The 18287-nt window shown below is 70.8% G+C and carries 18 protein-coding genes; 10 read left to right on the top strand and 8 right to left on the bottom strand.

All coding sequences use genetic code 11. The annotated features are described in order from the left end of the window. The first annotated feature begins 402 nt into the window (after window positions 1-402). A complete protein-coding gene (locus tag ABZV42_RS33585; protein ID WP_355989368.1) occupies window positions 403-1167 on the top strand; it encodes an endonuclease/exonuclease/phosphatase family protein in 765 nt (254 codons plus the stop codon). Window positions 1168-1229: 62 nt separating this feature from the next. On the opposite strand, the gene ABZV42_RS33580 is transcribed toward ABZV42_RS33585, so the two are convergent. Both ABZV42_RS33580 and ABZV42_RS33575 read right to left on the bottom strand, forming a co-directional pair. Continuing rightward, a complete protein-coding gene (locus ABZV42_RS33580; protein ID WP_355989366.1) occupies window positions 1230-2012 on the bottom strand; it encodes a hypothetical protein in 783 nt (260 codons plus the stop codon). Next, window positions 2005-2814 (bottom strand): alpha/beta fold hydrolase, encoded by an 810-nt coding sequence (locus tag ABZV42_RS33575; RefSeq protein ID WP_356055196.1) that lies wholly within the window; start codon window positions 2812-2814, stop codon window positions 2005-2007. Before ABZV42_RS33575 ends, ABZV42_RS33580 begins: the two co-directional genes overlap by 8 nt. 158 nt (window positions 2815-2972) lie before the next feature. Between ABZV42_RS33575 and ABZV42_RS33570 the strand changes: the two genes are divergently transcribed. From ABZV42_RS33570 to ABZV42_RS33550, 5 genes are all read left to right on the top strand, one after another. Then, window positions 2973-3791, top strand: a complete 819-nt coding sequence (locus tag ABZV42_RS33570) for a lysophospholipid acyltransferase family protein (RefSeq protein ID WP_356055194.1) — start codon at window positions 2973-2975, stop codon at window positions 3789-3791. 40 nt (window positions 3792-3831) lie between these two features. After that, a complete protein-coding gene (locus ABZV42_RS33565; RefSeq protein ID WP_356055193.1) occupies window positions 3832-5055 on the top strand; it encodes a DUF5931 domain-containing protein in 1224 nt (407 codons plus the stop codon). A 73-nt stretch (window positions 5056-5128) separates the two neighbouring features. Next, window positions 5129-5776, top strand: a complete 648-nt coding sequence (locus ABZV42_RS33560; protein ID WP_355989382.1) for a response regulator transcription factor — start codon at window positions 5129-5131, stop codon at window positions 5774-5776. A gap of 166 nt (window positions 5777-5942) precedes the next feature. Further along, the gene (locus tag ABZV42_RS33555) at window positions 5943-6971 is read left to right on the top strand and encodes a 6-phosphofructokinase (RefSeq protein WP_355989355.1); all 1029 of its coding nucleotides are present in this window, start codon (window positions 5943-5945) and stop codon (window positions 6969-6971) included. Between the two features lie 70 nt (window positions 6972-7041). After that, a complete protein-coding gene (locus ABZV42_RS33550; protein ID WP_355989352.1) occupies window positions 7042-8037 on the top strand; it encodes a 2-hydroxyacid dehydrogenase in 996 nt (331 codons plus the stop codon). Here ABZV42_RS33550 and ABZV42_RS33545 read toward each other — a convergent pair. Together ABZV42_RS33545 and ABZV42_RS33540 are read right to left on the bottom strand one after the other, a co-directional pair. Further along, a complete protein-coding gene (locus tag ABZV42_RS33545; RefSeq protein ID WP_356055191.1) occupies window positions 7989-9890 on the bottom strand; it encodes an anthranilate synthase family protein in 1902 nt (633 codons plus the stop codon). The two genes, ABZV42_RS33550 and ABZV42_RS33545, sit on opposite strands and share 49 nt — an antisense overlap. A gap of 109 nt (window positions 9891-9999) precedes the next feature. After that, window positions 10000-10056: a trp operon leader peptide gene (locus ABZV42_RS33540; RefSeq protein WP_351867684.1), complete on the bottom strand. Its 57-nt coding sequence runs from the start codon at window positions 10054-10056 to the stop codon at window positions 10000-10002. A 125-nt stretch (window positions 10057-10181) separates the two neighbouring features. Between ABZV42_RS33540 and ABZV42_RS33535 the strand changes: the two genes are divergently transcribed. The 3 genes from ABZV42_RS33535 (at window position 10182) to ABZV42_RS33525 (ending at window position 13326) form a co-directional block, all read left to right on the top strand. Beyond that, window positions 10182-11399, top strand: coding sequence for a glycoside hydrolase domain-containing protein (locus ABZV42_RS33535; RefSeq protein WP_355989346.1), 1218 nt, complete (start codon window positions 10182-10184; stop codon window positions 11397-11399). Between the two features lie 126 nt (window positions 11400-11525). After that, a complete protein-coding gene (locus ABZV42_RS33530; protein ID WP_356055189.1) occupies window positions 11526-12878 on the top strand; it encodes a class II 3-deoxy-7-phosphoheptulonate synthase in 1353 nt (450 codons plus the stop codon). Window positions 12879-13038: 160 nt separating this feature from the next. Beyond that, window positions 13039-13326, top strand: a complete 288-nt coding sequence (locus ABZV42_RS33525) for a (2Fe-2S)-binding protein (protein WP_355989341.1) — start codon at window positions 13039-13041, stop codon at window positions 13324-13326. 73 nt (window positions 13327-13399) lie between these two features. Here ABZV42_RS33525 and bfr read toward each other — a convergent pair whose 3' ends face one another. Next, window positions 13400-13879 (bottom strand): bacterioferritin, encoded by a 480-nt coding sequence (gene bfr, locus ABZV42_RS33520; protein ID WP_328555995.1) that lies wholly within the window; start codon window positions 13877-13879, stop codon window positions 13400-13402. A 155-nt stretch (window positions 13880-14034) separates the two neighbouring features. On the opposite strand from bfr, the gene ABZV42_RS33515 reads away from it, so the two are divergent. Next, window positions 14035-14667 carry a sulfite oxidase-like oxidoreductase gene (locus ABZV42_RS33515; RefSeq protein WP_355989337.1) on the top strand — a complete coding sequence of 211 codons (633 nt, stop codon included), beginning with the start codon at window positions 14035-14037 and terminating at the stop codon, window positions 14665-14667. A gap of 25 nt (window positions 14668-14692) precedes the next feature. On the opposite strand, the gene ABZV42_RS33510 is transcribed toward ABZV42_RS33515, so the two are convergent. The 3 genes from ABZV42_RS33510 to pknB all read right to left on the bottom strand — a co-directional run bounded on the left by ABZV42_RS33510 (window position 14693) and on the right by pknB (window position 18280). Next, on the bottom strand, window positions 14693-15115 hold the full coding sequence (locus ABZV42_RS33510) for a DUF4396 domain-containing protein (protein WP_356055200.1): 423 nt from the start codon (window positions 15113-15115) through the stop codon (window positions 14693-14695). Between the two features lie 180 nt (window positions 15116-15295). Continuing rightward, the gene (locus ABZV42_RS33505; RefSeq protein WP_355989334.1) at window positions 15296-16165 is read right to left on the bottom strand and encodes a deoxyribonuclease IV; all 870 of its coding nucleotides are present in this window, start codon (window positions 16163-16165) and stop codon (window positions 15296-15298) included. A gap of 159 nt (window positions 16166-16324) precedes the next feature. Then, the gene (gene pknB / locus ABZV42_RS33500; protein ID WP_355989332.1) at window positions 16325-18280 is read right to left on the bottom strand and encodes a Stk1 family PASTA domain-containing Ser/Thr kinase; all 1956 of its coding nucleotides are present in this window, start codon (window positions 18278-18280) and stop codon (window positions 16325-16327) included. Window positions 18281-18287 lie beyond the last annotated feature (7 nt).

Below are 18287 nucleotides of genomic sequence, written 5' to 3'. Positions count from 1 at the left end.
CAGACCCGATAACTCAGACACGCGCCCAGACACCCGACCACCCCCTGGGACCACTACCCAGGAACCTACGCCCGAGGCCTAAAACAACGGCATTGCCCCTAGGGCCTGTCTGACAATTCCCGTCTGCCCTGCGACGCCATGCACGCTCCCCCAAGCTCTTCGAGCAGGGGGCACCCCCAGAGCACGCACCTGACGCCGCCGGGCCGCCCTTCGGGCGACGACGCGAATTGTCAGACAGGCCCTCGCGCCTCACCCGATCGAGAGCCTCCGGCACGGCGGAGTGCCGCTCCACCCGCCCGGCGCCCTGCGCAGAGCCCGAGCCGCGCCCGGCGCCTGTGCAGAGCTCGAGCCGTGTGGTCCTTCGGCCCTTCCGGCGGGCTCCCGGCGCGTATCTTGATCGCCATGCCGACCAGCTTTTCCGCCAGTCCGCTGCCCGCGTCCCGCACCGAGCCCGACGGCTCGGCCGTCATCCGCGTGCTCAGCTACAACATCCGCTCGATGCGCGACGACACCGACGCCCTCGCCCGGGTGATCAGCGCCTGCGCACCGGACCTCGTCCTGGTCCAGGAGGCGCCGCGCTTCTTCCGCTGGCGCAAGAAGCTCGCGCGTCTGGCCGCCGCCTCCGGCCTCGTCGTCCTGTCCGGAGGCGCCACCGCCTCCGGTCCCGCGCTGCTGTGCACCCTGCGGGCCACCGTGGAGCGCACCGAGGACGTCCTGCTCCCGCTCACCCCGGGACAGCACCGGCGCGGTTTCGCCACGGCGGTCGTCCGGTTCGGGGGCGCCCGGCTCGGTGTCCTGAGCTGCCATCTGTCGCTCCAGAAGGACGAGCGTCACGAACAAAGCGGCATGCTCCTCGACCGTCTCGCCGGTCTCGGCACTCCGCACGCCGTCGCGGGCGGAGACCTCAACGAGCGGCCGACAGGACCGGCGTTCCGCCGTCTCGCGGGGGTGCTCCAGGACGGCTGGGCCACCCGTCCCTGGGGCGGGGAGCACACCTGGACGTTCGCGGGCCCCCACCGGCGCATCGACGCCCTCTTCGCGACCCCCGGCGTCGAGGTCCTCGGCTGCGGGGTGCCGCTCGGCCTCCCCGGCGTGAGCGAGGCGGACCTGAGGGCAGCCACGGACCATCTGCCCGTCCTCGCCGCCCTCAGAGTGCCCGCGTCCTAGTACGGCGGCGCCGGGGGATGCCGGGGGGATGCCGGAACCTCCCGGACCGACCCGGGCCGTGGTCAGACGACCGCGCCGCGCCCCGGGTCGTCGCGGTCCTCGTCGTCGTCCTTCATGCGCGTCACCAGGGTGGCGAAGCCGCCGAGGAAACCGCCGATGCCGAGGGTGGTGAGCCACCAGGTCATGTCCCAGCCGAGCAGCACGGCCAGCAGAAGCAGGGCGGGGCCGCCGAGCACGCCGAGCCAGGCGAACTTCGCGGTCGTGTCCGCAGCGGGCAGCGGAGGCGGCTCGGGCGGGACGAAGTGGCCCTCGTCGTCCTCGTCGAAGTCGTCCTCGGACGACTCGGCCGCGCGGTAGTCCCGCGGTCCGCCGACACCGGGCGCGAACGCGATCGAACTGCCGAGCGGCCTGACGGCGGAGGGCTGATCGCCGGAGGACGCCTCCGGCTCGGAGCCTGCTCCCTGATCCGGGGCGTCGTCGCCCTCGTCCGTACCGTCCCCGGTGCTCTCGGCGCCCCCGCCGCCCGTCCCGGAGCCGGTGTCCGGCCCGGGTTCCGGGAGCGCGAGGTCCTCGATGGACCGGAACGGCCGCGAGCCCGGCGGGTCCGGCGGCTCCGCGCCGTAACCCGCGACGATCGACTTCCAGACGGCGTCCTCGTCGAAGGGCACGCTCTGCTCGTCGTCGGCGGACTCCCCGCGGGCATCCCCGAGCGACTCCCCGATCAGGTCCCCGGCGGACTCGGCGCGCGCGTCGCCCAGCTCCTCGCCGCGAGCCCCGTCGAGCGGCTCGCCGACGGGGACGCCCTTCTCCTCGGAATCACCGCGGTCCGCGTCGTGCTCAGCCACCGGCTGCCGTCCCTTCCTGCCTACCCACCCGACCGGTGTCGGCCTCCTTGCCGGCACCGGGCGCGAGCCGGGTGACGAAGGAGTGGCTCTCCTCGAAGATCCGGTCCGCGTCGTGGTCCAACGTCGCGACGTGGTAACTCTGTTCCAGCACGATCTCCGTCACGTCCGTGGAGGACACCCGGCCGAGGATGCGCGCCGAGTCGGCGGGGGAGACCACATGGTCCTGGAGGCTGTGCAGGAGCAGGAGCGGCTGGGTGACCTGCGGCAGCTCCGCGTCCACGACCCCGCACAGCAGGCGCAGCGAATGCGCGGCGTGCAGCGGCACCCGGTCGTAGCCGAGCTCCTCGGAGCCCTCCTTGGCGATGTCGCTCGCGATGCCCTTCACGGACGGAACGAGGTGACGGAGCACGGGCAGGGCGTGCGCGGTCAGGCCCTGCACCTTGTTGAGTGGGTTGACCAGCACGATGCCGCTGATCTCGTCGCCGTGCCTGGCCGCGAGCCGCAGGGCCAGCGCGCCGCCCATCGAGAGCCCGAGGACGAAGACCCGCGAGCAGCTCGCGCGCAGGGCGCGCAGCTCGCGGTCGACCTCCGCGTACCAGTCCTGCCAGCCGGTGACCTGCATGTCCTGCCAGCGCGTGCCGTGTCCCGGCAGCAGGGGCAGCGCGACGGTCAGACCGCGCTCGGCGAGATACTCCGCCCAGGGTCGCAACGACTGCGGGGAGCCGGTGAAACCGTGGCAGAGAAGGACGCCGACCTCTCCGCCCTCGTGGCGGAACGGCTCGGCTCCAGGAAGGACCGGCACCTCGGTCTCCTGTTCATGAGTGGGCTGAAAACGACTCCGGGTGTGCTTCACCGTACGCGACGGTACTGACACCGACCAGGGTCGTCGGGGCCTTTGACTGTGCTCCGGGTTAAGGTCTGATCCACGACACAGGAGGCACACGGGTGATCTACGGCGCAATGAAGTTTTCCATCGGAGGGCCGCTGAAGCTCGCCTTCAGACCCTGGGTGGAAGGCCTCGAGAACATCCCCGCCGAGGGCCCGGCCATCCTGGCGAGCAATCACCTGTCGTTCTCGGACTCGTTCTTCCTGCCTGCGGTCCTCGAACGCAAGGTGACCTTCATCGCGAAGGCCGAGTACTTCACGACCCCCGGCATCAAGGGCCGGATGACGGCCGCCTTCTTCAAGGGCGTCGGCCAGCTCCCGGTGGACCGTTCCGGCGGACGCGGCGCGGGCGAGGCGGCCATCAAGAGCGGCATCGGGGTGATCGAGCGCGGTGAGCTGTTCGGCATCTATCCGGAGGGCACCCGCTCGCCCGACGGCCGCCTCTACCGCGGCAAGCCCGGCGGCCTCGCGCGCGTGGCCCTCGCCACCGGCGCGCCCGTCATCCCGGTCGCGATGATCGACACCGAGAAGATCCAGCCGCCCGGCAAGCTGATGCCCAAGCTGATGCGTCCGGGCATCCGCATCGGCAAGCCGCTGGACTTCAGCCGTTACAGCGGCATGGAGCACGACCGGTTCGTGCTCCGCGCGGTGACGGACGAGGTCATGTACGAGATCATGAAGCTGTCCGGCCAGGAGTACGTCGACATGTACGCGACGGCAGCCAAGCGGCAGATCGCGGACGCGGCGAAGGCCGAGAAGGACGCCGACAAGGCGGCCAGGGCGGCACTCGCCCAGGCGGAGAAGCAGGCGGCGGCGGAACAGGCCGGTCCGGCGACGGGTCCCGGGGGCGAGGGAGAAGACGGACCGGCCGAGACGCAACGGTCCGGCTCCTAGGCGCGTCCGTAGGGACGTCGGCAGTGTGGGGTGGGGGGGCATGGCCAAGCGCGAGAGAGTCATGAGGATGTCGGTCGAGCAGCCGCTGTGGCGTGCGCTGACCGGGTACCGGGTGCTGACCGTGCTGTACGCGATCGGGCTCTTCGCCACCACGTACGACAGGTTCGCCCGCCCGTGGGTGGCCGTGGCGTTCTTCGCGTTCCTGCTCGTCTGGACGCTGGCCACGCTCCCGAGGGTCGCCGGCGCGGCCAACTGCACCAAGCGGTTCCTCGCCGCCGACCTCACCGTCGCGCTGGCCGGCATCCTGCTCACCCGTGTCGCCGACTCCGCCACGCGCATCGACTCGGGGGGCCCGACCCTGCCGTCGATATGGACGGCGGGCGCGGTCCTGGCCTTCGCGATCAAGGGCGGCTGGCGCTGGGCGGCCTTCGCCTCCACGCTCGTCGCCGCGGCCAACATCGTCGAGCGCGGCTCCCCGACCCGGGACACCGTGCACAACGTGATCCTCGTCTGGGTCGCCTCCATCGCCATCGGCTACGTCGTCGAGGTCGCCCGCGCCTCCGAGCGCACCCTCGCCCGCGCCCTGGAGATCGAGGCGGCCACCCGCGAACGCGAGCGTCTCGCCCGGGACATCCACGACGGAGTGCTCCAGGTCCTCGCCATGGTGCAGCGGCGCGGCACCGCGCTCGGCGGCGAGGCGGCGGAGCTCGGCCGCATGGCCGGTGAGCAGGAGGCCGCGCTGCGCACCCTGGTGTCGGGCGGTCTGGTGCCCGTCTCACGGGTGTCGGAGGACGCGGCGCTCGGCGCGGTCGTACGGGCCGTGGACGAGCCCGACGACGAGGATCCCGCGGGGCCGCTCGACCTGCGCGCCCTGCTCGCCCCGTACACCACGGCGCGCGTGACGCTCTCCGAGCCCGGCGCGCCGGTGCCCCTCGACCCGTCGGCGGCGCGCGAACTGGCCGCCGCCGTCGGCGCCGCGCTGGACAATGTCCGCAGGCACGTGGGCGCGGACGCCCGCGCCTGGATCCTGGTCGAGGACGAGCCGGACTCGGTGATCGTGACGGTGCGCGACGACGGCCCCGGCATTCCGGAGGGGCGGCTCGCACAGGCCGAGGGCGAGGGCCGCCTCGGAGTGGCGCTCTCGATCCGCGGCAGGCTGCGCGAGCTGGGCGGGACGGCGGAGCTGGTCTCCGTCCCGGGACAGGGCACCGAGGTCGAGCTGAAGGTACCGAAGGACGCGCGGGGGAAGGCCAGGACACGATGACGAAGGCGGCGGCAGGACGATGACGGGCGGGACGGCGGCGGAGCCGCGGGTGGGGGAGAACCCCGTCAGGGTCATGGTGGTGGACGACCACCCCATGTGGCGTGACGCCGTGGCCCGTGACCTGGCGGCCGCCGGGTTCGACGTGGTCGCGACCGCGGGCGACGGCGAGCAGGCCGTGCGCCGCGCGCTGGCCGCGGCGCCCGACGTCCTGGTCCTCGATCTGAACCTGCCCGCCAAGCCCGGTGTCCAGGTCTGCAAGGAGCTGGTCGGCGCCGACCAGTCCCTGCGGGTCCTGGTCCTGTCGGCCAGCGGCGAGCACGCCGACGTGCTGGAGGCGGTGAAGTCCGGCGCGACCGGCTACCTCCTGAAGTCGGCGTCCGCCGAGGAGCTGACCGACGCGGTGCGCCGGACGGCCGCGGGCGACCCGGTGTTCACCCCGGGCCTCGCCGGACTGGTCCTCGGCGAGTACCGCCGGCTGGCCTCGGAGCCCGTCGCCGCCACGGGCTCCGACGGGCCGCGGGCCCCGCAGCTGACCGACCGTGAGACCGAGGTGCTCCGGCTGGTCGCCAAGGGCCTGAGCTACAAGCAGATCGCCGAGCGCCTGGTCATCTCCCACCGCACCGTCCAGAACCATGTGCAGAACACCCTGGGCAAGCTCCAGCTGCACAACCGGGTCGAGCTGGTCCGCTATGCCATAGAGCGCGGTCTTGACGAGGCGTGACCGGGCGCGGACGACACCGCCGGGAGGGGCCGATGCCGCCCTTCGGGTGATCTGCACTGATCAACTACAGGACAATTCACCGGAACAGCCCTTCCGCACCATGCCGAAGTGACCTGGATCACTACTAGCGTGAGTCCGACAGCCAACTGTGGCGAAGGGACTTTCCATGCGGGTCGGAGTACTGACCGGTGGCGGCGACTGCCCCGGGCTCAACGCCGTCATCCGGGGCATCGTCCGCAAGGGCGTGCAGGAGTACGGCTATGACTTCGTCGGCTACCGGGACGGCTGGCGAGGGCCGCTCGAAGGCGACACCGTACGGCTCGACATCACCGCCGTGCGCGGCATCCTGCCGCGCGGCGGAACCATCCTCGGGTCCTCGCGAACCAACCCCCTCAAGCACGAGAACGGCATCCGCCGTATCAAGGAGAACCTCGCCAAGCAGGAGGTCGAGGCACTCATCGCGATCGGCGGCGAGGACACCCTGGGCGTCGCCGCGCGGCTCGGCGACGAGTACGGCATCAACGTCGTCGGCGTTCCCAAGACCATCGACAACGACCTCTCAGCCACCGACTACACCTTCGGCTTCGACACGGCGGTCAACATCGCGACCGAGGCCATCGACCGCCTCCACACCACCGCCGAATCCCATATGCGCGTCCTCGTCTGCGAGGTGATGGGCCGCCACGCCGGCTGGATCGCCATCCACTCGGGCCTCGCCGGCGGCGCGAACGTCATCCTCATCCCCGAGCAGCGCTTCGACGTCGACCAGGTCTGCGCCTGGGTGTCCTCGCGTTTCAAGGCGTCGTACGCGCCGATCGTCGTCGTCGCCGAGGGCGCCATGCCCAAGGACGGCGACATGGTCCTCAAGGACGGCACCCTGGACTCCTTCGGGCACGTCCGGCTCTCCGGGGTCGGCGAGTGGCTGGCCAAGGAGATCGAGCGACGCACAGGCAAGGAGGCCCGCACCACCGTTCTCGGGCACGTCCAGCGCGGCGGGACGCCCAGCGCCTTCGACCGCTGGCTCGCCACCCGCTTCGGCCTGCACGCCATCGAGGCCGTCCGGGACGGCGACTTCGGCAAGATGGTGGCCCTGCGCGGCACGGACATCGTCCGCGTTCCGATCTCGGAGGCCACCGCCAAGCTGAAGACGGTCGACCCCACGCTGTACGAGGAGGTCGGGGTCTTCTTCGGCTGACGGCGGCCCCTTCGCGGCCCGGGGGTATGGGACGTACATTCGGCCCATACCCCCAGAACGGGAGAAACCGGTGGAGATTCTGGCGTTCGGCGTCCAGTCCGACGAGAAGTCCCTGATCGAGAAGGCCTTCGAAGGACGCCACGAGGTCCGCTGTCTCGACGTCTTCCTCACCGAGGACACCGCGCCCATCGCGGCCGGCTACGAGGTCATCTCCACCAGCGTCAACTGCGGCCTCGGGAACCGTGTTCTCCAGACCCTCGCGGCCGGTGGCACCCAGCTCGTCACCCAGCGCTCCACCGGGTTCAACAACATCGACCTGGAGGTCGCCGAGCGCCTCGGCATGACGGTCGCCCGGGTCTCGTACTACTCGCCCTACTCGGTCGCCGAGTTCGCCTGGACCCTCGGCATGGCCGTCAACCGCCGTATCGTGCGCGCCGCCAACCGCACCCGCGACTTCGACTTCCGTCTCCACGGGCTGATGGGCCGTGACATGCACGGCCGCACCGCGGGCGTCCTCGGCACCGGGAAGATCGGCGAGGCCTTCGCCCGCATCGCCCACGGCTTCGGCATGAACCTGCTCGGCTGGGACATCGCGGAGAACCCGGCCTGTGTCGAACTCGGCATGGAGTACGTCTCCAAGGAGCGGCTTCTCGCCGAGTCCGACCTGATCTCGCTGCACGTCCCGCTGATCCCGCAGACCCAGCACCTCATCGACGCCGGCGCCCTGCGTGCGATGAAGGACGACGCCATCCTGGTGAACTCCAGCCGCGGCGGCCTGATCGACAGCCAGGCCCTCGTCACCGAGCTGCGCGAGGGCCGCTTCACCGGCGTCGGCCTCGACGTGTACGAGGCGGAGGCCGGGCTGTTCTACCTCGACAAGTCCCTCGAAACCGTCGAGGACGACACCCTGGCCCGCCTCGTCACCTTCCCGAACGTGTTGGTCACCTCGCACCAGGCGTACTACACCCGCGACGCCGTCGGCCAGATCGTCGACGCGACCGTCGGCAACGTCCTCGACTACACCGAGGGCCGCCGCTCCGAGAACGTGCTCGTGCCCCGCAGCTGACCGATCAGCTCCCGCACGACGGCGGCGCCGTTCAGTGTCAGCACCGACTCCGGGTGGAACTGCACGCCCGCGAACCCGGGACCGCGCAGCGCGTGCACCTCGCCGTTCGCGGCGCGGCTGACCTCGACGGTGTGCGCCGACAGCTCCACCAGCGCCTCGTCGTCGCAGCGCGCCGTGAAGCTGTTGTAGAAGCCGACGGTCTCGGGCCGCCCGAAGAGGTCGATACGGGTCTGCGCGCCCTGGTACGGCACGTCCTTCCGTACGATCTCCAGCCCCAGCCCGGCCGCGATCAGCTCGTGCCCGAGGCAGACACCGAGGACGCCGTACCGGTGTTCACGGAGCACCTCGGCGGTCAGCCCGCGCAGGAAACGCATCTTGGGGTCCGCCGCGTCGCCGGGGTCGCCGGGGCCCGGGCCGAGGACCACGGGACCCTCGTGCGCGAGGACCGCCTCGCGCAGTCCCGGTTCGTCGTAGCGGCGTACCGTCACCTCGAGCCCGGACGACCGCAGCACATGCGCGAGCATCGCGGTGAAGGTGTCCTCGGCGTCCACGACCAGCGCGTGCCCCGCGAGATCCCGGGACCGCTCCTGCATCCGCAGCCAGAACGGCGCCAGCGAGGCCCGCCGCCCGTCCAGCGACGCCCGTACCCGCGGATCGTCGCCCAGTGTCGGCCGGGCGCCGTCCGGGCGCGGCCGGCCGGGCAGCACCCCCAGCGCCGCCAGCACGCCCGCCGCCTTGGCGTGCGTCTCGGCGACCTCGCCCGCCGGGTCCGAGCCCCGGACGAGGGTGGCGCCGACCGGCACCCGCAGCCGGCCGTCCGCGTCGATGTCGGCGGTGCGGATGAGGATCGGGGAGTCGAGGGTCTGTGCCCCGGGTCCGCCGTCCGGCCCGTCCTCCCGACGCCGCCCGACCAGCGCCAACGCGCCCGCGTAGTAGCCGCGCCCGCCGACCTCGTGACGCTCGATGACCCGGCAGGCGTTCTGCACCGGAGAGCCGGTGACGGTCGCCGCGAACATGGTCTCCCGCAGCACGTCCCGCACGTCCAGCGAGGAGCGGCCGCGCAACTCGTACTCGGTGTGCGCGAGATGGGCCATCTCCTTGAGCCGCGGCCCGATCACCACCCCGCCCATGTCGCCGACCGTGCACATCATCTTGAGCTCCTCGTCGACGACCATCGAGAGCTCCTCGATCTCCTTGCCGTCGGCGAGGAACGCGAGCAGGTCCTCGGGCGTCGGACCCCCGGCCGGATAGCGGTACGTCCCGCTGATCGGGTTCATCACCACCGTCCCGGCGGACATCCGCACATGCACCTCCGGGCTCGCCCCGACCAGCGTCCGCTCCCCGGTGTGCACGACGAACGTCCAGTACGCGCCCCGCTCGCCGACCAGCAGCCGGCGGAACAGCGCCAGCGCGTCGGCCCGTCCGAATCCGGGGATCCGCCCCTCGTACGTCCGCCGGATCACGAAGTTGGCGCCCTCGCCGCGCCCGATCTCCTCGCGCAGCACCCGCTCGACGATCCCGGAGTACTCCTCGTCGCCGACGTCGAAGCCGCCGCCCTCGACGCGGACGTCGTGGGCCGGCAGCTCCGCCAGCGCCCTCGCGAGCGGCAGTTCGTGACGTTCCTCGGGGGCGAGCACCGTCAGCGGGGTGCCGTCGTCGCGGACGTCGAAGCCGCGCTCCCGGATCTGCCGGAACGGGATCAGCGCGAGCGCCTCGTCCGGGATGTCGGCGAGACGCTCCACCTCGCGCACCGGCCCCAGCAGCAGTTCCACCACGTCGTGGTCGCGGCCCGGAGTGCGGCGGCGCAGCAGGGCGAACGGACGGGGATCGTCCAGCAGGTCGAGCAGATTCATCGGTGCGGTCCTTCTCTCGAATCGTGCATCTCGGAGAGGAACGGCCCGGGTCCGCAAACACCGAAGGCCGCCCTCGGGCGGCCTTCGCGAAGTTTTTGTCTACGCGCAGTCAGCGGGCCGCCGGATGAGCGGTCCACCACCAGTTCTGGTTCGAATGCGCGAACATGCGCCGCACCTTACCCGAGGGTGAGGGGCGGGCAACAGCGTGAAACGGCCCCGCGAGGCGTTCCTACCGTCCGGTCACCGGCCATGGATGGCCAGACAGCCCGAACGCACCGAGAAACGAGAACCATGCACGCAGTCCGTTCGCCCCAGACCCGCAGGACCGGCGCCCGCGCCCTGACCGTGCTCCTCGCGGCGGCCGCCCTCGCCGCGGGATCCCTCGTCCCCGCGAGCTCCGCCCCGCGCGCGGGCGACTCCGAGGACCTCACCCAGATCGCCTACCGCGGTTACATCTTCACCGTCCCCGACTCCTGGCAGATCGTGGACCTGAAGAGGCATCCCGACACCTGCGTGCGCTTCGACCGGCACGCCGTCTACCTCGGCACCCCGGGCAGCGACCAGAACTGCCCGGCCAGGGCCACCGGCCGTACCGAGGCGATTCTGGTCCAGCCCGCACCCGTGGCGGCAAGGGCCGTCACCGAGAACCCGGTGGCCCGCACCTACCGGGCCACCGCCGACCGCATCGCCGTCACCGCCGCCTACGGATACGACCGCGCGCGCATCCAGGACGTCCTGCGCAGCGCCGGACTTCCCGTCGCCGGCGCACGGCGCGAGGGGCCCGCGGAACAGGCCGCGGCGGCCCCGCTGCCCACCGACGCGACCTCCTTCCGCGGCGAGGGCTTCGACGCCTGCACCGCCCCGAGCCAGTCGGCGATGGACGCCTGGCGCGACAACTCCAAGTACGGCGCCATCGGTGTCTACATCGGCGGTCTCAACCGTGCCTGCGCCCAGCAGCACCTGACCGCCGACTGGGTGCGCACGCAGTACACGCGCGGCTGGCGGTTCTTCCCGCTGTACGTCGGCCGGCAGCCCTCCTCCGACGGCGGCAGCTGCGGCGGCGGCTGCTCGGCGATCACCAGCCCGGTGCCGCAGGGCACCGCGGCGGCCGACGACGCCGTCAAGCAGGCGGCCGCGCTGGGCTTCGGCAAGGGCACGGTGATCTACGACGACCTGGAGCACTACGAGCCCGGAGGCAAGATCACCGACCAGGTGCTCGCCTACGTCCAGGCCTACACCGTGCGCCTGCACGCACTCGGCTACCGCTCCGGCGCGTACGGCAACACCTCGTCCCTGGTGTCCGACCTGATCGCCAACAAGAGCACCGTCACCCTGCCCGACGTGATCCACTTCGCTCGCTGGAACGGTGTGTCGGGCACGTCCGACTCCTCGATCCCCTCGGCCCTGTGGGCCAAGCACCAGCGTGTCCACCAGTACGTGGGCGACACGACCGAGACCCACGGCGGTGTGCGGATCTCCATCGACCGCGACCGGCTCGACGTGGGCTAGGGGACCCTGGAGCCTCTCCCCGGGCGGGCGTCGCGGCCGTCCGGGGAGCCGTCGTTCGAGCGCGGTTCGTCTCACTTGATGAGCATGTGGACGGGACGCCCGACCCGACCCCGTAATGTTGTCCGGGTGACCGTGAACGCTAAGTCCAGCGCGAGCGCTGGCAACACCTGGCGAAACCTGCCCGCGGCGCAGCAGCCCGAGTACCCCGATGCCGAGGCTCTGCGCGATGTGATCGCGGAGCTCGAGTCGTATCCGCCGCTCGTCTTCGCGGGCGAGTGCGACCAGCTGCGCGCCCGGATGGCGTCCGTCGCCAAGGGAGAGGCGTTCCTTCTCCAGGGCGGCGACTGCGCCGAGGCCTTCGACGCCGTGTCGGCCGACCAGATCCGCAACAAGCTCAAGACCCTGCTCCAGATGGGCGCCGTCCTCACGTACGCCGCCTCGGTCCCCGTGGTGAAGGTCGGCCGTATCGCCGGCCAGTACTCCAAGCCCCGCTCCAAGGGCACCGAGACCCGCGACGGCGTCACCCTGCCGACGTACCGGGGCGACTCGGTCAACGGCTTCGACTTCGACGAGAAGTCCCGCATCCCGGACCCTGAGCGCCTGAAGCGGATGTACAACGCGTCCGCCTCCACGCTCAACCTGGTGCGCGCCTTCGCCACCGGCGGTTACGCCGACCTGCGCCAGGTGCACGCCTGGAACCAGGACTTCGTGAAGTCGTCCCCGTCCGGCCAGCGCTACGAGCAGCTCGCGCGCGAGATCGACAACGCGATGAACTTCATGCGGGCCTGCGGGACCGACCCCGAGGAGTTCAAGACCGTCGAGTTCTACGCCTCCCACGAGGCGCTGCTCCTCGACTACGAGTCGGCGCTGACCCGCGTCGACTCGCGTACGGGCCACCTGTACGACGTCTCGGGCCACATGGTGTGGATCGGTGAGCGCACCCGTCAGCTGGACGGCGCGCACATCGAGTTCGCCTCGAAGATCCGCAACCCGATCGGGATCAAGCTGGGTCCGACGACGACGGCCGAGGAGGCGCTTCAGTACATCGAGCGTCTGGACCCGGACCGCGAGCCCGGCCGTCTCACCTTCATCGTGCGCATGGGCGCGGACAAGGTCCGCGACAAGCTGCCCGAGCTGGTCGAGAAGGTCACCGCCTCCGGCGCGACCGTGGCCTGGGTGACCGACCCGATGCACGGAAACACCTTCGAGGCGGCCTCGGGCCACAAGACCCGCCGCTTCGACGACGTGCTCGACGAGGTCAAGGGCTTCTTCGAGGTCCACAAGGGTCTGGGCACGCACCCGGGCGGCATCCACGTCGAGCTCACCGGTGACGACGTCACCGAGTGCGTGGGCGGCGGCGACGAGATCTTCGTCGACGATCTGCACCAGCGCTACGAGACGGCCTGCGACCCCCGTCTGAACCGCAGCCAGTCCCTTGACCTGGCCTTCCTCGTCGCCGAGATGTACCGCGACCAGTAGCAGATCAACAGGCCGCTCGCCTGTTACCGGCACCTGAAGTGGGGCGCGGATCACATACGATCCGCGCCCCACGCCACTTTTGCGGTTGCTGTGCGACGGGTAAGGTTAGGTTTGCCTCACCGATCATCGGGACGGCGCGACCCAACGATTCCGGCGGGAGGTGAACCGCGTGTACGTCTGCAGTTGCTTCGGGATCACCGAACAGCAGGTGAAGAAGCACGCGGAGGACGGCGCCTGTACTCCTCGGCAGATAGCCTCGGCCTCCAAGGCGGGCACGGACTGCGGTTCGTGCGTACGCCGGATCCAGGCACTGCTGGGCAGGGGCTCGTGTCCGCGCCGCGAACTGGCCGACCAGGGCATGCCGGTGCTCTCCGAGGTCCTCGGATCCACCGGGACGGGCGCGCGCGAGACCGTCGGGTACGGCACCGCCGGCCGCGAGGCCGCCTGACGCTCCGGACCTGGCCCTCGGGTCCTGGTTCCCGGCGCCGAAGCTCTGGCCCTCCGGTCCCGGCTCTCCTGTCCTAGCTCTCCGGCTGCTCGACGAGCTGCGCGATGTAGAGCGCCTCGCCGAGCTTCTCGACCAGCTCCAGCTGGGTGTCCAGATAGTCGATGTGGTGTTCCTCGTCCTCGAGGATCGACTCGAAGATGTTCGCGGACGTGATGTCACCCTTCGTGCGCATCACCTCGATCCCGCGCTTGAGGCGGTCGATCGCCTCGACCTCCACCTGCCGGTCGGCCTGGAACATCTCGGTGACGGTCTGCCCCACCCGGACATGGAAGAGCCGCTGGTAGTTCGGCAGCCCGTCCAGGAACAGGATGCGGTCGGTGAGCACCTCCGCGTGCTTCATCTCGTCGAACGACTCGTGCCGGGTGTACTTCGCGAGCTTCGTCCAGCCGAAGTTCTCCTGCATCTTCGCGTGCAGGAAGTACTGGTTGATCGCGGTCAGCTCACCGGTCAGCTGCTCGTTGAGGAATTCGATGACCTCGGGGTCGCCCTGCATCGCAGAGGCTCCTTCCAAGCGGGGTACTGGGCAGATTGCGCCGCATCTTCGCACCAGTGTCCCGGAGCGTCCAGTAAGTGCATGCTTACTACGAGTTGCCCCGATCCGGCCCGCGCTGGTCATGGGCACTGTTCCGGGTCTGTCAGGATGGAGTCATGGGTCAGCCGGTGGAGCGCGAATCTGGAGAAACGGCACAGTCGGAGCTTCCGCCGGGACAGCGACTTCAGCGCGGCTGGCCGGTCACGCACTACGGACCCGTCCCCAAGTTCCGCCCCGAACGCTGGGAGTTCCGGGTCTTCGGCGCCACCGCCGACGGCGGGAAGCAGTGCTGGACCCACGAGGAGTTCACCGCCCTTCCGTACGCCTCCGTCGTGGCCGATCTGCACTGCGTCACGAAGTTCAGCATGCTCGGGGCCGAATGGGGTGGCGTGCCCGCCCGTACGATCCTGGAGATAGCCCCGCCCGCGCCCACCGTCACCCATGTGATGGTCTGGGCCGAGTACGGGTTCAGCTCGAACCTGCGCCTCGCGGACTTCGCCTCCGGGCGCACCATCTTCGCCACCCACAAGGACGGCGAACTGCTGACGGCGGAGCACGGTTTCCCGCTGCGCCTGGTCGTCCCGCATCTGTACGCCTGGAAGGGCCCCAAGTGGGTGCGCGGCGTCGAGTACATGACCGCCGACCGCCGCGGCTTCTGGGAGGAGCGCGGCTACCACAACGTCGGCGACCCCTGGCGCGAGCAGCGCTACTCCTACCAGGAAGAGCCCGGGGACGGCCCCGAGCTCTGAGTCCTGGTGTCGCTCTCCGAGCGCGTCAGTGGTGGTATTCGTGGACCACCGCGTGGCCCTTGCCCCGGCCGATCAGCCACTTGTTGACGGGCGTCGTGACCGCGAAGGCGATCACCAGCGAGACCGCCAGCGAGAACCAGAAGACCGCGTCGGCCAGTTCCGCGTCCATCGCGGCCGGCCACAGCGTGATCACCCCGTTGTCGATCAGCTCCATCACCGCGATGGACAGGGTGTCCGCGGCCAGCGCCACCCGGAAGGCCGTACGGAAGTCGACGCCCGCTTTCAGCACTCCGCGCAGGGTGAGCGAGTAGCCGAAGAGGAAGGCCAGCACGATCGCCAGGATCGTCGTCGGCAGGTTCCCCCACCCGAAGGCCGTTCCCACGACCATGCCGAGCACCTCGCCGATGGCGCAGCCGGTGAGGCAGTGCAGGGTGGCCAGGGCGGCCATGGGCCAGGTGGCCGCGGCCGGTCCGTGGTGAGGGGTGTGCGCCTGCGGGCGCGTGTCCGCGCGGGTGTGTGCCTCGTGCCCCATGAGATCCCCCAATGTCGAGTCACGGCTGCTTGACGTAGGAGGAACCACATACCCCCCTGGGGTATTCCCGAGGCGCCGGACCGGCCGCGGGACCGTCTATCCGTCGCGGAGTTTCTTCAGTCGCTCCACGTCGGCCGCGTGACCTTCCTTCCCGCCGGGCGTCTCGATGATCAGCGGGACACCCTCCGTCGCGGGATGTGTCATCAGGGCGCGGAACGGGTCCTCGCCTATGTGGCCGGAGCCGATGTTCTCGTGCCGGTCCTTGTGCGCGCCGGCCACGTCCTTGGAGTCGTTGGCGTGGATCAGCTTCAGCCGTCCCTCGCCGACGGTGTCGACCAGCAGGTCGAGGGTCTGGTGCATACCGCTCGGTCCGGTCAGATCGTGGCCCGCCGCGAAGATGTGGCAGGTGTCGAGGCAGACGCCCAGCCTGGGGTGCGCGTCCAGGGCCTCGAAGTAGGGTCCGAAGTCCCAGGTGCGTGAGCAGAGGGAGGCGCCCTGGCCGGCCGTCGACTCCAGCAGGAGGAACGGGTCGTCGTCATGGGTCAGTTCGTCCAGCAGCGGCAGCAGGTGGGCGCGCACCTGCTTCAGGGCGACGGAGCGCTCCCGGCCGCCGGTGGCGCTCCCGGTGTGCACGACCACCCCGAGGGCGCCGATGTCCCGCCCGCGCCGCAGCGAGTGCCGCAGCGACTCCACCGACTTCTCGACCGTCGCCTCGGTGTGCGAGCCGAAGTTGATCAGATACGGGGCGTGGACGTACGCGGGGATCGAGCCGGCGGCGCACGCCGCGCGGAAGTCCTCGTCCTGCTTCGGATTCCCGGTGGGCGTCGCCCAGCCGCGCGGGTTGGCGACGAAGACCTGCACGGCCTCGGCGGCGAGGTCGCGGGCGTAGGCCAGGCCGACGGTGCTGAGGCCGCCGGCCACGGGGACATGGCCGCCGACGGGGTTGCGGAGCTGCTTGCTGGTCACACCCGCCAGGGTGTCACGGGCCCCCGGGCACCCCACGGGCGGTCCTGCGCGCGGATCTCGCGGGGGAGCGGCCTCCGAGCGGCTGCCCGTTCGGAGGCCCTGTGCCCCTGTGTCGCTGCGGTCCTGCGGTCCTGCGGCTCTGTGGTCCGTCGGATCCGCTCAGCGGATCTGGATCGTGATCGTCGAGCCCTTGGGCGCCGTGTCGCCGCCGTGCACCGACTGCTTCTTGACCGTGTCGCTGAAGAGCCCGAGCAGTCCGCGGTCCTTGGAGACCTGGAACCCGGCATTCTCCAGCGTCTTCGTGGCGTCGTCCACGCTGTCGCCCACGACGTTCGGGACCTCGATCATCTCGGGGCCCTTGGAGAGCGTCAGCGTCACCGTGTCGCCCGTGGCGGCCTTGAGACCGGCGGCCGGCGACTGCCGGGCGACCTGGCCCTTGTCGAACTCCGAGTGGACCCGCTCCACGGCGATCTTCACCTTCAGGCCCGCGCCCTCCAGCAGCGTGGTGGCGTCCTCCGCCGACGAGCCGGTGACGTCGGGCAGCTCCATCGGCCTGCCCTTGCTCACCACGATCGCGATCGCCGAACCCGAGTGCCGCAGGGTGCCCGCGGACGGATTCGTGCCGATCACGAAGCCCCTGGGCACGTCCTGGCTGAAATCGCGCGTGACCATGCCCGCCGCGAGCCCGTCGCCCTTGAGCACCTCTTTCGCCTTGAACAGCGCGAAGCCGTTCAGGTCCGGCACCTTCACCGTCCGGGGGCCGTCGGAGACGGTCAGCGTCACGGAGTCGTTGTCCCGGATCCGCTGACCGACACCGGGGTCGGTGTCGATGACCGTGCCGCGCTTCACGGTGTCGCTGTAGGCGTGCTTGACCCGCTTGACGTCGAGCCCGGCGTCCTGGAGCTGGTTCCTGGCCTGCTGCTCCGTCTTCGCCAGGACGGGCGGGACCTTGGTGAACTGGCCCGAGTTGATGTACCAGACGCCGGCGCCGAGGCCGAGGACCAGCACGATCGCGGCGACGACCAGCAGCATCCCGCGCCGCGGCCGGGCGCCCGGGGGCCGCGTGCCCGGAGGCTGGGTGGGCATGACCGGCGCTGTGGTGAACGGGCTGCTCTGCTCGAACCGGCTGGTCCGGTCGACAGCGCCGTCGTCCTCGTTCACCGGCAGCAGACGGGGGACGGACAGCGAGCGCGGGATCACGCTCGTACGGTCGTCGGCGTTGTCGTGGCCCACGGACAGGGCACCCGGCGGAATCGCGTCGAGCTGGTCGGCGGTGAGGCCGGCCCTCGCTTCGAGGACCTGGCCGAGCAGTGCCACCGCGTCGGCCGGGCGGATCTCGGGATTGCGGGCCGTGGCCGCGGTGACCAGTTCGTCCAGCGCGTACGCCATGCCCGGCACGGCGGCCGACGGAGGCGGCACGTCCTCGTGGAGGTGCTGGTAGAGAACCTGAGCGGCGGAGTCGGCGCTGTGCGGCTTGGCGCCGGTGAGCATTTCGTAGAGGACGACTCCGCAGGCGTAGACGTCGACCCGGGTGTCGGAGGTGCCGTGCTCGATCTGCTCGGGGGCGAGGTACGACACGGTGCCGAGGACGGTACCCGTCGTACTGGTCACCGTGTCCACGGCGCGGACGAGGCCGAAGTCCGCGACCTTGACCCGGCCGTCGTCCCCTATCAGGACGTTCTCCGGCTTCATGTCGCGGTGCACGAACCCGGCGCGGTGCGCCGCGCCGAGCGCGGCGAGCACCGGCTCAAGGATGTCGAGCGCGGCCCGGGGCTGGAGGGCGCCACGCTCGCGCAGCACGTCACGCAGGGTGCACCCGGCGATGTACTCCATGGCCAGATAGACGTACGACCCGTCCGCCCCCTGGTCGAAGACCTGCACCACGTTGGGGTGCGCCAGTCGCGCCACCGACTTGGCCTCGCGGATGAACCGCTCGACGAACGAGGCGTCGGCGGCCAGCGTCGGGTGCATCACCTTGAGAGCGAGCACGCGGTCGAGGCGGGTGTCCAGGGCCCTGTAGACCGTGGCCATCCCGCCGACCGCGATCCGTGCCTCGACGCGATACCGGCCGTCGAGCACGTGTCCGACAAGCGGGTCCTGAAGGGTCGTATCCACGCAGGTG

The sequence above is a fragment of the Streptomyces sp. NPDC005281 genome, assembly GCF_040607495.1.
GTDB lineage: Bacteria > Actinomycetota > Actinomycetes > Streptomycetales > Streptomycetaceae > Streptomyces.
This window is presented reverse-complemented; position numbering and strand designations above follow the sequence as displayed.